The sequence below is a fragment of the Mesorhizobium sp. WSM4816 genome, from assembly GCF_055811535.1.
This window is the reverse complement of sequence record NZ_JBVVQR010000016.1, coordinates 47540-60595: the sequence shown is the minus strand read 5'-3', so window position 1 is coordinate 60595 and position 13056 is coordinate 47540. Positions and strand designations below refer to the sequence as shown.

Sequence of the window (13056 nt, the reverse complement as noted above, 5' to 3'; positions counted from 1 at the left end):
GGCCGCACGCACGGAGAGAGAATGACCGGGTTGAAACCACCCCCTACGCCGCGGACGATCGATGAGACGCTCGATCTCCTGACCGGCGCGGACTATGTGGCGGACCGGTCGCTGGCGACCGTGCTGTTCTTGTCGCTGCGCATGAAACGGCCGCTGTTCCTCGAGGGCGAGGCCGGCGTCGGCAAGACCGAGATCGCCAAGGTGCTGGCGCAAGCGCTCGGCCGCCGGCTGATCCGCCTGCAATGCTATGAAGGCCTTGATGTCTCTTCGGCCGTCTACGAGTGGAATTATGCCGCGCAGATGATCGAGATCCGCATGGAGGAGGCGGCCGGCAAGGTTGACCGCTCCGACATGGAGCGCAACGTCTTTTCCGAAAAATACCTGATCCGCCGCCCGGTGCTCGACGCGCTGACCGGCAAGGCGGGCGCCGCCCCGGTCTTCCTGATCGACGAGCTCGACCGCACCGATGAGGCCTTCGAGGCGTTCCTGCTCGAAATCCTCTCCGACTTCCAGGTCACGGTGCCCGAGCTCGGCACGATCAAGGCGGAGGAGCCGCCGATCGTCATCATCACCACCAACCGCACCCGCGAGATCCACGACGCGCTGAAGCGGCGCTGTCTCTATCACTGGGTCGACTATCCGAATGCCGAGCGCGAGCTGGAAATCGTGCGCCGGAAAGTGCCGCAGGCCAACAGCCGGCTGTCGGCCGAGGTGGTTTCGTTCATCCAGAAGCTGCGCCAGATCGAACTGTTCAAGGTGCCAGGTGTGGCCGAGACCATCGACTGGGCCGGCGCGCTGACCGAACTCGACAAGGTGGCGCTCGATCCGGAAACCGTTTCCGACACGATCGGCGTGCTGCTGAAATACCAGGACGACATTGCCCGTATCGAGCAGGGCGAAAGCCGGCGCATCCTCAACGAGGTGAAGGCCGAGCTTTCGGCGGCGGAGTAGGGCGATGGCAACGCTGCGTCCCGAACCGAAAGAGGCAACGCCGGACGGGCGGATCGCCGATAACATCGTCTATTTCGCCCGCACCTTGCGCAAGGCCGGCATGCGGGTCGGCCCGGCCTCGGTCAAGGATGCCATCGAGGCGGTGCTGGCCGCCGGCATCGGTTCCCGCGACGATTTCTACTGGACGCTGCATGCCGTGCTGGTATCGCGGCACGAAGATCACCCCACCTTCGACGAAACCTTCCGGCTGTTCTGGAAATCGCACGAACTGATCGAAAAGTTGCTGGCGATGTTTTCGCCGGTGGCGCCTGATGTCAGAGAGAAGCAAAAGCCGCGGGCTGCGGAAAACCGCGTCAGCCAGGCGATGTTCGAAGGCCACCAGAAGAACCAGCCGGTGCAGGAAATCCCCGAGATCGAGGTCGACGCCCGCTTCACATTTTCCGGCAACGAGGTGCTGAGGGGCAAGGATTTTGCCCAGATGAACGCCGCCGAGATGATCGACGCCAAGAAGGCGATCGCCGAGTTGCGGCTGCCCTTCGACATGGTCAGGACACGCCGCTTCAAGTCCAATGCGCATGGTCGCCGTATCGATCCGCGCGCCATGATGCGTTCCGCTGCGCGCACCGGCGGCGAATTGATCCTGCCGAAATTCCGTTCAGCCCGCGAGGTTCACCCGCCGCTGGTCGTGCTTGCCGATATTTCCGGTTCGATGAGCCAGTACACGCGCATCTTCCTGCATTTTCTGCATGCGCTGACCGAAAAGCGCCGGCGCGTGCACGCCTTCGTTTTCGGCACCAGGCTGACAAATCTGACGCGGCAGATGCGCCATCGCGATCCAGACGCAGCACTCGCCGACTGTTCGGCGGCGGTGATGGACTGGTCGGGCGGCACCCGCATCGGCGATACGATGGGCGAATTCAACCGGCTGTGGTCGCGGCGTGTGCTGGGGCAGGGTGCGGTGGTTCTCCTGATCACCGACGGGCTGGAGCGCGACGACGTTGCCGGCCTGTCGGAGGAAATGGAGCGCCTGCGCAAGTCCTGCCGGCGGCTGATCTGGCTGAACCCGCTGCTGCGCTTCGACGGCTTCGAGGCGCGCGCCCGCGGCGTCAAGGCGATGCTGCCGCATGTCGACGAATTTCGCTCGGTGCACAATCTCGATGCGCTCGCCGACCTGTGCGCATCGCTGGACAAGACTTCGGCGCGCTCCGTCGACCCACGCAGATGGATTGAGGGTGGCGCGAGAGACGCCGCATAGTCATATGTTTTCTCCGGGAGAAACGGTGATGGAAAACAGCATTTATCTCGATGAGGCCCGCGATCCGCTGATCATCGCGGAAGGCTGGATGAAAGACGGCAAGGATGTCGCGATTGCCACCGTGGTCGAGACCTGGGGCTCGGCGCCGCGCCCGGTCGGTAGCCACCTTGTCATCGACGCGGACGGCAATTTCCACGGCTCCGTCTCTGGTGGCTGCGTCGAAGGCGCGGTGGTCACCGAGGCGGTCGACGTCATCGACAGCGGCAAGGCCAAGATGCTGGAGTTCGGCGTCGCCGACGAAACCGCCTGGCAGGTCGGCCTGTCCTGCGGTGGCCGCATCAAGGTCTATGTCGAGCGATTGGGTTAGGCCAGCACTATGGATCCGTATGCGCTGAAAACACTCAACGCCGAACGCCGCGCCCGCCGCGCGGTGATCCTGGTCACCGATCTCGGCGATGGCCGCGATCGCATCGTGCGGGAGGGCGATCAGGTGGCCGGCGAATTGGGCGCTGCGATCGCCAAGGCGTTTCGATCAGGCAATTCCGGGTCGGTCGAGGCGGAAGGGCGAACCTTCTTCCTCAACGCCTACCTGCCGCAGCCGCGCCTGGTGGTGATCGGCGCAGTCCATATCAGCCAGGCACTGGCGCCGATGGCCAGGATCGCCGGCTACCCGGTGGAGATCGTCGATCCGCGCACGGCCTTTGCCACCGCAGACCGCTTTCCCGATGTCGCGCTGCATGCCGAATGGCCGGAGGATATCCTGAAGCGCCAGCCGCTCGACAGCTTTACGGCGCTGGCCGCCGTCACCCATGATCCGAAGATCGACGATTTCGCGCTGAAGGCGGCGCTCGACGCCAACTGCTTCTATGTCGGGGCGCTCGGCAGCCGCAAGACCCATGCGAAGCGGGTCGAACGCCTGCTGGCATTGGGCGCGACCGCCGACCAGATCGCGCGCATCCACGCGCCGATCGGTCTCGATATCGGTGCGGCGAGCCCGGCCGAAATAGCTGTGGCGGTGTTGGCGCAAGCGATCCAGGCGTTTCGTTCACGCGGCCTCGAATCCAAGGACGCGGTGGCGTGAAGTTTGGGCCAATCCCCGTAGATACGGCCGAAGGCGCAGTGCTGGCGCATGCCACCACGGCCGGAGAACGGCGCTTGCGCAAGGCACACAGGCTGAGCGCCGAGGATGTGTCTTTGCTCAAGTCAGCAGGGATTTCGGAGGTTGTCGCGGCTATTCTTGCTCCCGATGATTTGAGCGAGGACGCTGCCGCCGAAAAGATCGCCGAAAGCATGATCCATCGCAATGTCGAGGCGAAGCCCGCCGCGACCGGCCGGGTTAATCTACACGCCCGGGCGGCCGGTATCTTCACGGTCGATGCCGCGATGATCAACGCCATCAACGCCGTCGATCCGACCATCACCATCGCCACGCTGGCGCAGCACGCACCGGTCGAAAACGGCCAGATGGTCGCAACCGTGAAGATCATTCCCTTCGCCGTTGCTTCCGCCCTGGTCGATGCGGTGGCAAGGATCTGCGCCAGCGGCGAGATCTTTGCCGTCAATGCCTATCAGCCGGTGCGTGTCGGCGTCATCCAGACGGTTCTGCCCGGCATCAAGCCGAGTGTGCTCGACAAGACATTGCGGGTCACCGAAGCCCGTCTTGCGCGCTCGGGTGGCCGGCTGGCGGCCGAGCGCCGCACGCCGCACGAAATTGGCGCCGTTGCGGAGGCTGCGGGCTCGCTGGCGCGCGACAACGATATTGTGGTGATCTTCGGCGCATCGGCGATGAGCGATTTTGGCGACGTCATCCCGGCAGCGATCGAGAAGGCCGGCGGCACCGTCACTCGCGCCGGCATGCCGGTCGATCCCGGAAATCTCCTGGTGCTCGGCGCGCTTGCCGGCAAGCGCGTCATCGGCGCGCCGGGCTGCGCCCGCAGCCCCAAGGAGAACGGCTTCGACTGGGTTCTCGACAGGTTGATCGCCGGTCTCGACGTGACGGCCAAGGATATTGCCGGCATGGGTGTCGGCGGTCTGTTGATGGAAATCCCGACCCGGCCACAGCCGCGCGAGCCGCTGCCGGCGCCAAAGTCTGAGAGTGCCGAGTTGAAGGTCGATATCGTGCTGCTGGCCGCCGGCCGCTCCAGCCGCATGGGCGGCCCGAACAAGCTGCTGGCACTGTTCGACGGCCAGCCGCTGGTGCGCCGCAGCGCCGAGCGCGCGCTCGGCTCCAAAGCTTCGGGCACCGTCGTCGTCACCGGCCATCAGCGCGAGCGTGTACGCGCCGCGTTGTCGGGACTGGATGTGACTTTCGCTGATAATCCGGATTTCGCCGAGGGCCTGTCTTCATCGCTGAAGGCCGGCATCGCGCGGGTCAGCGGCGATGCTGCCGGCGCCATGATCGTGCTTGGCGACATGCCTGGCATCGCGTCAGCCGACCTCGACAGGCTGATCGATGCATTCCGCAAATTCGAGGGCCGATCGGTCGTGCGCGCGTCGCATGAGGGAAAGCGAGGCAACCCTGTGTTGCTGCCGCGTTCGCTGTTTGCGGCGATCGCTCATCTCGAAGGCGATACCGGCGCGCGCCATCTGGTCGAGGCCGAAGGGCTCGATGTCATCGATGTCGAGATCGGCAAGGCAGCGTCCATCGATGTCGACACCCCCGAGGCGCTGGCAGGCGCCGGCGGCGTGCTGCAGGATTGACAAACCGGGGCCGAAAAACGCATGCCTGAGGGATGGCTATTCGTACCGTCGCACCCCTTGGGGTATTCGTAAATCTCTACGCCCTTTTGACTGCAACGTTTGTTTTTTGTGCCGCCGCTTACGCCGATGCCGTCGAATTAAAGCCCTTCAAAGACGATCTGTTCGCCTATCCGGCCATCCTCTCTTCCGAGGGTGCCTATACAGTCGTCGACTATCGCGAGCTGCGCGATATCAACGCCCGCGACAAAGTGCCGGAGCGCCGCGCGCAGGCGCAGTATGTCGACACCGGTGTGCGCAAGGTGCAGCAGGATCTGCTGCTGAAGACCGACGCCGGCAATATCCGCCACGCCGCCGTCGGTCGCACACAAGGCGCCGGCATCATCGTGCTCTATCTCCACGGGCAGGGCGGCAGCCGTAAGCAGGGCGTCGACGATTTCACCTTCGGCGGCAATTTCAACCGCATCAAGAACCTGATGGCCGGCAATGGCGGCCTCTATCTGTCACCGGACTTTTCCGATTTCGGCGACACAGGTGCTGCCCAGATCGCCGCGCTGATCGGCCACTATGCCGAACGGTCGCCGGGCGCGAAGATCTTCGTCGCCTGCGGCTCGATGGGCGGCGCACTGTGCTGGAAGCTAGCCGTCCGCAAGGATACTGGCGGCCGCATCGGCGGGCTGCTGCTGCTCGGTTCGCTGTGGGATGAAAGTTTCTTCTCGAGCCCGGCCTTCAAGCGCCGTATTCCGGTCTTCTTTGGCCAAGGCAGCAAGGACCCAGTGTTTCCAGTCGAGAAACAGGAGGCCTTCTTCCGTGCGATCCTGGCCAAATCGAAGACCTATCCGGCCCACTTTGTCCGCTTCGAGACCGGCACGCACGGTACGCCGATCCGCATGACCGACTGGCGCGGCACGCTCAACTGGATGCTGTCGAAGGCCCCTTAAGGCGGTGTGTTGTAGTCCACGACCGTCTGCGGGTTGATCTCGCCGTCATAGGAGGCGTCGACATCGTACTGCACCAGCGAGAAATTGCCGTTGCGAAACAGATACGTGCCGGCCGACGCGGCATCGCCGACACCGCGCCACTTGTTGAGCGACGAGATCGTCTTGGTGGCGTCGTCATATCCGGAATTGACCAACTGGTCGTCGGTCTGGAAGCCGGTGACGTTGATCGCCTCGACCTTGCCTTCGCTATCGTTGTTCTCATAGTGGATATCGAGTTCCGGCAAGGCGAACTGCAGCTGCCGGACGCCTGACACATCGTCGTAGACATAGTAGACGGCACTCTCATTGTAGGCAGCCATCGAGCAGAAGAAACGAAACAGCCGCGTCTCGCGTTCGGGCTGATCGGCCTCGGCGCCCGCATCCTTGTAGCGCAGGGAGTAGGCGTCCGGCTCTGCCAAGGGCTCGCCGCCAGGCATTTCCTTGTCGCACTGGTCGCCATAAGCGGCCGCAAACGCCTTCTTGGCCTGCTCCAGCGCGGCATCCTTCTTCGGCGGCGGCGGTGCGTCGCCGCAGCTTGCCGGCACGGCGTCCTCGAATTCGGCCTTGGACGGTTTCAGCGCGCCCTTGTCGATGAAGATCGGGCGGAATGGCGGTTCCTGGATCGAGGCGTTGACCTGGCGCAGGGTGTAGCAGCCGGCAAAGACATTTTCGCTGCCGTCCTTGGCTGTCGCCCGGATGGCGACCGGAACATTGTAATAGATGCTGCCGGCCGCACCGTCTTCGGACACGCCACCGGTTTTGACCTCGACCCTTTCGGTGCCGTCATAGCCCTTGACGAAGGCGTCGAAATCCTGGACCGGCTTGGTTTCGCCGAAATAGTCCCAGGCGCGCGCGAATTCTTGCCGGTTGATGGCGCTGTAGAACGAGCGGATGACCGCTTCGGCGTCCGACCTGTCGTCGACATAAGGCGCTTCGGCGGCGAGCACCGGTTGGCCTGTCACGGCAAGGGAGAAAAAAGCGGTCGCTGCAAAAAGGGCGCTTCTCATCGGGAATCTCCACCGGATGGGAAATCCTATCATAGCGATTGCGGCGACGCGGTGACGCTTGAAGAATCGCTGGCGGAGGCGCTAGCTGCCGCCGTCGGCGTTCCCGCCGGGATAGGAGATTCACGTGACCATATCGATGTACGAAGCGTCCGTGCCGGTGTTCTCGGCCAGGTTGAAGGCGTTATCCAACGTGCTGAACATCGCCGAGCAGAATGCGCTCGACCGCAAGATCGATCCGCAGGTGTTTTTGACGTCGAGCCTGGCGCCGGACATGTATGCGTTGACCAGACAGGTGCAGATCGCCACCGACCACGCCAAAGGCGCGCCGTCGCGGCTTGCCGGTCGCGAGATGCCGAAATATGAAGACAACGAGGCGAGCTTTGCCGATCTCCAGGCGCGCATCGCCAAGACCGTCGACCTTCTGGCGACATTCTCGGCTGCCGATATGGACGGCTCCGATGACAGAATGATCGAGCTGAAGCTTGGCCAGCGCGAATTCTCGATGGCCGGCATGCAGTATCTGCTGCATCTCGCCATGCCCAATTTCTATTTCCACGTGACCACGGCTTACGACATCCTGCGCCACAATGGTGTGCCGCTGAGCAAGGCGATTTTCATGGGATCGCGTTGAAGAATGGCGAGGGAGATATCCCGGTCGAGCCGGGATATCCGTGACTAACGTGAGGACATTTCGCGGGCGACGCGCGGAAAATCGGCTGGTTTGATGCCGATGTCGGCACGGTCGGCATTGCTCATCGAATGAAGCAGCGCCAGAGCCGCGCGGTAGCGCAGACGTTCCTGCGGACGCGGACGGGCGAACATTTCAGTGAGGAAACCCATGATTCAAGCCCCTGTTGGTCCTCCCAAGCCCCAATATAGGCAAATCATGACAATTGTGCAGTGCACCATTTAGCATGGCAGCCATGCTGCACTGATCTTTGACTTCGCGAGCGCCATGCTTCGACCGTCCGGAAAAGTCGCTGGCCACTGTCGGCAGGGTTGGAGACTTCCGGCGCATTCCTGTATGCTGCGGCTTCCTTCCCGCGCAGCCGCGCAAAAGAGTTCCCGCCGGAGAAAACTCCATGCAAAAACGCCGCCTTGGTCGGACCGATCTTCTTGTTTCCCAGATTTGCCTGGGATCGATGACCTGGGGCCAGCAGAACACCCAAGCGGATGGCCACGCCCAGATGGATCTGGCATTTTCGCGCGGCGTCAACTTCATCGATACTGCCGAGCTCTACCCGATCCCGCCCAAGGCGGAGACGCAAGGCTGGACCGAAAAGATCATCGGCAGCTGGATGAGGGCAAAGGGCAACCGCGACCAAGTGATCCTCGCCTCGAAGGTGGTTGGCCGCACTGCCAACACATGGTTTCGCGGCGATCGCCCGTCGAAGCTGGTGCGCGCCGACATCTTCGATGCCGTCGAAAAATCGCTGACCAGGCTCAACACCGATTATCTCGACCTTTACCAGATCCATTGGCCGGAACGGGACGTGCCATGGGGCGCCAATCCGAACCGCGTCGGCGCCGTGCCGCTGCGCGCCGATTCCGCCGGTGCACCGGGCGGCGAGACGCCGATTTCCGAGACGCTCGCCGTCTTCGACGAATTGGTGAAGGCCGGAAAAATCCGCCATTTCGGCCTGTCGAACGAGAGTTCCTGGGGCGTCATGCGGTTTATCGGCGAAGCCGACAAAGGCGTCGGCCCGCGCCTGGCGTCGCTGCAGAACGCCTATAATTTCGTCAACCGCAGCTTCGAGGTGAACCTTGCCGAGGTCTGCGAGCGCGAACAGGTTTCCCTACTCGCCTATTCGCCGCTGGCGCAAGGCTACCTGACCGGCAAATACGATCATGGCGCGCGGCCGCAAGGCTCGCGTTCTCAGCTTTTCAACCGTGGCCAGCGCTACGAGACGCCCAATGCCGCGGAGGCGCAGCTCCAGTATAACGAACTGGCGCGCTCTTTCGGCATGGAGCCGGCATTGTTTGCCAACGCTTATGTCACGAGCCGGCCCTTCGTCACTTCGAGCATCATCGGCGCGACGACCCTTCCGCAACTCGAAATGGCGCTGTCTTCCGCCGATGTCGTCTGGACCGAGGATATGCAGAAGGCGGTCGATGCAATCCACCAGCGTGTCGGCAACCCGTGTCCGTGAGCTGCTTTCCGGCTCTGTAGGTGTGATTGCCAAACGATTTCAGTAGGGAGGGGGAAAAAGTGAATTTTCCGATTGAGGTCGTGCGCGAGAAATTTCCGGCACTGTCGCTGACCGACAAGGGCCGTCGCCGCATCTATTTCGATAACCCTGCCGGCACGCAGGTGCCGCAAGCGGTCGCAGACGCGGTGTCACGCTGCCTGCTGACAACAAACGCCAATCTCGGCGGCTTCTTCGAAACCACGATCATGGCGCAACAAATCGTCGATGACGCCCATGCGGCGATGGCCGATTTCCTCGGTGCTGCAAGCCCGCAGGAAATCATCATCGGCGCCAACATGACGACGCTGACTTACCACATGTCGCGCACCCTCGGCCGCACGATGAAACCCGGTGACGAGATCATCCTCACCCGTATGGACCACGAGGGCAACGTTTCGCCGTGGCTGCAGCTCGCCGAAGATCTTGGCCTTGTCGTGCGCTGGCTGGCTTTTGACCAGCAGAGCTGGCAGATCGAGGAGGCGGCGCTTGCTGCGCTGCTCACCGACAGGACGCGGCTTGTCGCCTTGAACTACGCCAGCAACCTGACCGGCTCGGTCAACCGGGTGAAGGCGCTGACCCGTATCGCCAGGCAGGCCGGCGCGCTGGTCTATGTCGACGCCGTGCAGTTCGCGCCGCACGGCCTGATCGACGTGCAGGACATTGGCTGCGATTTCCTGGCCTGCTCGGCCTATAAATTCTTCGGGCCGCACATGGGCATAGTGTGGGGCCGGCCGGATGTCATCGACGCGCTGAAACCCTACAAATGCCGCTGTTCGTCCAATGCTCTGCCGGAGCGGTTCGAGCTCGGCACGCCGCAGATCGAGCTGATGGCCGGACTGACAGCCGCGGTCGATTATTTTGCGGACTTGGGCGCCGCCGCCGGTAAGGATGGTTCGCGACGTGCTAGGATAGTCGAGGCGTTTGAAATTTCAATTGCTTACGAGAACAGGCTGACGCAAAAGCTGATCGACGGCCTGTCGGCCGTTTCGGGCCTGACCATCCACGGCATCACCGATCCGGCGCGGGTCGGCGAGCGCGTGCCGACGGTTTCGTTCACCGTCGACGGCATCGTGCCGGAGACGATCGTGCGGCAGATGAATGCGGAAAACATCTTCCTGTGGTCCGGCCACAACTACGCCTGGGAGATCGTCCATCAGCTCGGCATTCCAGCCGAGCACGGTGTCGTGCGCATCGGCATCGCCCATTACAATACGGCGGCCGAGATCGATGAGACGCTGGAGAGCGTGCATCGCGTTATCGCGATGCTGCGACAGGAGCGATCCTGAGGCATCCGGCTGATATTAGCGTTTCTTGCCGCCGCTGAACCCGGTGAGGAAGGCAGTAAGATTGTCGCCGAGTTCGTCGCAGAGATAGCCGCCTTCCTGGACGATGACCGTCGGCAGGCCGCGACCGGCGATAGCCTCGCCGATGCGCGAGAAGCCCTGCGTCGTCACCGATAGTCCGCCGAACGGATCGCCCTCGAAGGCGTCAAGCCCAAGCGCCACGACAAGCGCTTCCGGCGCAAAGGCGCGGATGAGCTGGAACGCCATGTCGAGTGCTTCGAGGAACCCAGCATCGCCGGATTTGCGCGCCAGCGGCAGGTTGAGATTGTAGCCGAGACCAGACCCTTCGCCGCGCTCGTCGGCATGACCCCAGAAGAACGGATAGAAGCGCACCGGATCGGCATGCAGCGAGACGGTGAGCACGTCCGGCCGGGCGTAGAAAATGCCTTGCGTGCCGTTGCCGTGATGCAGGTCGACGTCGAGGATCGCCACCCGTGCTGCATTCTTGCGCATCGTCTGCGCCGCGACCGCCGAGTTGTTGATGAAGCAGAAGCCGCCGGCGACGTCGGCAAAGGCGTGATGGCCGGGCGGACGGCACAGCGCATAGGCAGCCGGCGCGCCCGCCATCACCGCCTCGGCGGCCTCGACCGCGCTCCAGGCGCTCCACAGCGCGCTCGCCCAAGTCTCGGCGGAGATCGGGCAAGCGGTGTCGGCCATGTGGTAGCCGGCCTGGCCGACCGCCGAGGCCGGATAGGAGCCGCCCCGCGCGATCGGATGAATGTTGGGGATGACTTCGGCCGAAGCGCCTTCGATGCGCTGCCAGCGCGTAAAAATGTGCTTGAGAAAATCGAGGTATTCGGGCGTATGCACCGCGGCAACCGGACCAAGCCCGTGATCTCTCGGCCGTTCAATCGTGCAGCCGGCGGCCTTGGCGCCGGCGAGCAGCCGTTCGACGCGCTCCGGCTTTTCCGGATTGGGCTTTTGGGCGCCGCTGGAGAGGAACGCCTTGGGATCGTGGCGCTTCTGCTCTTCGGCATAAAAGGCTTTCATGATTTCCCTCATTCCTCTGGTGCATCGGCGAAGGCAAAGAACGCGTCGCCGACGATCTTCTGCACCTGCTCGTAGCTCGACCAGGCAATGCCCAGCCTTTCGTAAAAGGCCTTGGCGGTTTCATTGTCGCTGTCGACGGACAGTCTGAGATAGGCGCCGCCGTCCTCCCGGCATTCTCGGGCGACACGCCGCAGCAGGCGTTCGCCGATCCTGCGGCCGCGAAACCGATCTTCGACATAGAGATCCTGCACATAGACGCCGGGCCGCCCCATCCAGGTCGAGAAGATCGGGAAATGCAGGCACAGGCCGGCAAACTCGCCGCCGACTTCGGCAAGCAGAGTCGAGAAGGCAGGTTTTTCGCCAAAGCCATGGGTGCGCAGGTCTTCGGGCGTAGAAGTGATTTCCTGATGCGCGCCGGTATGGGCGCCGAGCCGCAGGATCGCGGCATGGATGGTTTCGACGTCCTCGATGCGGCCGGGGCGGATGATGACGTTTGTTGATGGCGTAGTCACGACAGGCAGGGCGCCCAGGCACCCCCCTCTGGCCTGCCGGCCATCTCCCCCTCAAGGGGGGAGATTGGCAGCTTCGGTCTTGTCGCCAATTCTGCAACGTCGGCATTTGGCGAAAGCCGCAGTGATGTCCAATCTCCCCCCTTGAGGGGGAGATGTCCGGCAGGACAGAGGGGGGTGCGGCGCATCAGGCCAATAACCATCAAAAAGCCACCCGGTCACCGCCCTTGAGCGCCAGCATCTCGCGCGCCTCGGTGGGCGTGGCGACGTCCAGCGACAGCCCGTCGAGCACGCTGCGGATGCGGCGCACCTGGTCGGCATTGGACTTTGCCAGCTGGCGGCCGTCGTAAAGGCTGTCCTCCAGCCCGACGCGGACATTGCCGCCCATCGCCGCCGCAATCGCAATCATCGGCATCTGGTGGCGCCCGGCGGCCAGCACCGAAAACTGGTAGCTATCGCCGAACAGTTTGTCGGCGATGCGCTTCATATGGACCAGATTGTCGGGATCGGCGCCGATACCGCCGAGAATGCCGAACACGAACTGGATGAACAGAGGTCCCGACACCAGACCTCGATCGCGAAAATGCGCCAGTGAATAGAGGTGGCCGACATCGTAGCATTCAAATTCGAAGCGTGTGCCGCAGCCCTTTCCAAGTCTTTCGAGCACGGTCTCCATATCGGCAAAGGTGTTTTTGAAGATCGTGTCGCGGGTCGCTTCCAGCAGTTTCGGCTCCCACTCGTGCTGCCACTCCCTTGACCGGTCGAGCATCGGGAACAGCGCGAAATTCATCGAGCCCATGTTGAGCGAGCACATTTCGGGCCCGGCCCTGAGTGGTGCGGCCAGCCGCTGGTCGAGCGTCATCAGCGAGGAGCCGCCGGTGGTGATGTTGATCACCGCTGATGTCGCCTGCTTGATGCGCGGCAGGAACTGCATGAACACATCAGGATCTGCGGTCGGCCGCCCGTCCTTCGGATCACGGGCGTGAAGATGCAGGATCGAGGCGCCGGCTTCGGCAGCCGCGATCGCCTCTGCGGCGATCTGGTCCGGCGTCACCGGCAGATGCGGCGACATCGACGGCGTGTGCACCGACCCGGTGACGGCGCAGGTGATGATGACTTTTCGCGGCGCCATGGC

Annotated in this window: 14 protein-coding genes; 9 read left to right on the top strand and 5 right to left on the bottom strand. The window is 63.2% G+C overall.

The window, feature by feature from the left end:
- The first annotated feature begins 21 nt into the window (after positions 1 to 21).
- The 6 genes from AC0L3H_RS18320 to AC0L3H_RS18295 are packed head-to-tail and all read left to right on the top strand — an operon-like array spanning position 22 to position 5844.
- Positions 22 to 951 (top strand): AAA family ATPase, encoded by a 930-nt coding sequence (locus tag AC0L3H_RS18320; RefSeq protein WP_473586394.1) that lies wholly within the window; start codon positions 22 to 24, stop codon positions 949 to 951.
- Between the two features lie 4 nt (positions 952 to 955).
- Positions 956 to 2206, top strand: coding sequence for a vWA domain-containing protein (locus AC0L3H_RS18315; RefSeq protein ID WP_473586393.1), 1251 nt, complete (start codon positions 956 to 958; stop codon positions 2204 to 2206).
- A 28-nt stretch (positions 2207 to 2234) separates the two neighbouring features.
- Positions 2235 to 2573 carry an XdhC family protein gene (locus AC0L3H_RS18310; RefSeq protein WP_027154201.1) on the top strand — a complete coding sequence of 113 codons (339 nt, stop codon included), beginning with the start codon at positions 2235 to 2237 and terminating at the stop codon, positions 2571 to 2573.
- Between the two features lie 9 nt (positions 2574 to 2582).
- On the top strand, positions 2583 to 3287 hold the full coding sequence (locus AC0L3H_RS18305; RefSeq protein ID WP_128173195.1) for an XdhC family protein: 705 nt from the start codon (positions 2583 to 2585) through the stop codon (positions 3285 to 3287).
- On the top strand, positions 3284 to 4906 hold the full coding sequence (locus tag AC0L3H_RS18300; protein ID WP_473586392.1) for an NTP transferase domain-containing protein: 1623 nt from the start codon (positions 3284 to 3286) through the stop codon (positions 4904 to 4906). Before AC0L3H_RS18305 ends, AC0L3H_RS18300 begins: the two co-directional genes overlap by 4 nt.
- 32 nt (positions 4907 to 4938) lie before the next feature.
- Positions 4939 to 5844, top strand: a complete 906-nt coding sequence (locus tag AC0L3H_RS18295; protein WP_473586391.1) for an alpha/beta hydrolase family protein — start codon at positions 4939 to 4941, stop codon at positions 5842 to 5844.
- On the opposite strand, the gene AC0L3H_RS18290 is transcribed toward AC0L3H_RS18295, so the two are convergent.
- Positions 5841 to 6890: a DUF1176 domain-containing protein gene (locus tag AC0L3H_RS18290; protein ID WP_473586390.1), complete on the bottom strand. Its 1050-nt coding sequence runs from the start codon at positions 6888 to 6890 to the stop codon at positions 5841 to 5843. The genes AC0L3H_RS18295 and AC0L3H_RS18290 overlap by 4 nt on opposite strands.
- A 124-nt stretch (positions 6891 to 7014) precedes the next feature.
- Between AC0L3H_RS18290 and AC0L3H_RS18285 the strand changes: the two genes are divergently transcribed.
- Positions 7015 to 7521 carry a DUF1993 domain-containing protein gene (locus AC0L3H_RS18285; protein ID WP_473586389.1) on the top strand — a complete coding sequence of 169 codons (507 nt, stop codon included), beginning with the start codon at positions 7015 to 7017 and terminating at the stop codon, positions 7519 to 7521.
- Positions 7522 to 7565: 44 nt separating this feature from the next.
- Here the strand turns inward: AC0L3H_RS18285 and AC0L3H_RS18280 are convergent, their stop codons facing one another.
- Complete coding sequence (locus AC0L3H_RS18280; RefSeq protein ID WP_095489547.1) at positions 7566 to 7730, bottom strand: hypothetical protein; 165 nt, start codon at positions 7728 to 7730, stop codon at positions 7566 to 7568.
- Between the two features lie 242 nt (positions 7731 to 7972).
- On the opposite strand from AC0L3H_RS18280, the gene AC0L3H_RS18275 reads away from it, so the two are divergent.
- Both AC0L3H_RS18275 and AC0L3H_RS18270 read left to right on the top strand, forming a co-directional pair.
- On the top strand, positions 7973 to 9040 hold the full coding sequence (locus AC0L3H_RS18275) for an aldo/keto reductase (protein WP_473586388.1): 1068 nt from the start codon (positions 7973 to 7975) through the stop codon (positions 9038 to 9040).
- Positions 9041 to 9099: 59 nt separating this feature from the next.
- Positions 9100 to 10365 (top strand): cysteine desulfurase-like protein, encoded by a 1266-nt coding sequence (locus AC0L3H_RS18270; RefSeq protein ID WP_473586387.1) that lies wholly within the window; start codon positions 9100 to 9102, stop codon positions 10363 to 10365.
- Positions 10366 to 10380: 15 nt separating this feature from the next.
- Here AC0L3H_RS18270 and AC0L3H_RS18265 read toward each other — a convergent pair whose 3' ends face one another.
- The 3 genes from AC0L3H_RS18265 to kce all read right to left on the bottom strand — a co-directional run bounded on the left by AC0L3H_RS18265 (position 10381) and on the right by kce (position 13053).
- A complete protein-coding gene (locus tag AC0L3H_RS18265) occupies positions 10381 to 11412 on the bottom strand; it encodes a histone deacetylase family protein (protein ID WP_473586386.1) in 1032 nt (343 codons plus the stop codon).
- Between the two features lie 8 nt (positions 11413 to 11420).
- On the bottom strand, positions 11421 to 11924 hold the full coding sequence (locus tag AC0L3H_RS18260; protein ID WP_473586385.1) for a GNAT family N-acetyltransferase: 504 nt from the start codon (positions 11922 to 11924) through the stop codon (positions 11421 to 11423).
- Positions 11925 to 12123: 199 nt separating this feature from the next.
- Positions 12124 to 13053 (bottom strand): 3,5-dioxohexanoate:acetyl-CoA acetone transferase, encoded by a 930-nt coding sequence (gene kce, locus AC0L3H_RS18255; RefSeq protein WP_473586384.1) that lies wholly within the window; start codon positions 13051 to 13053, stop codon positions 12124 to 12126.
- Positions 13054 to 13056 lie beyond the last annotated feature (3 nt).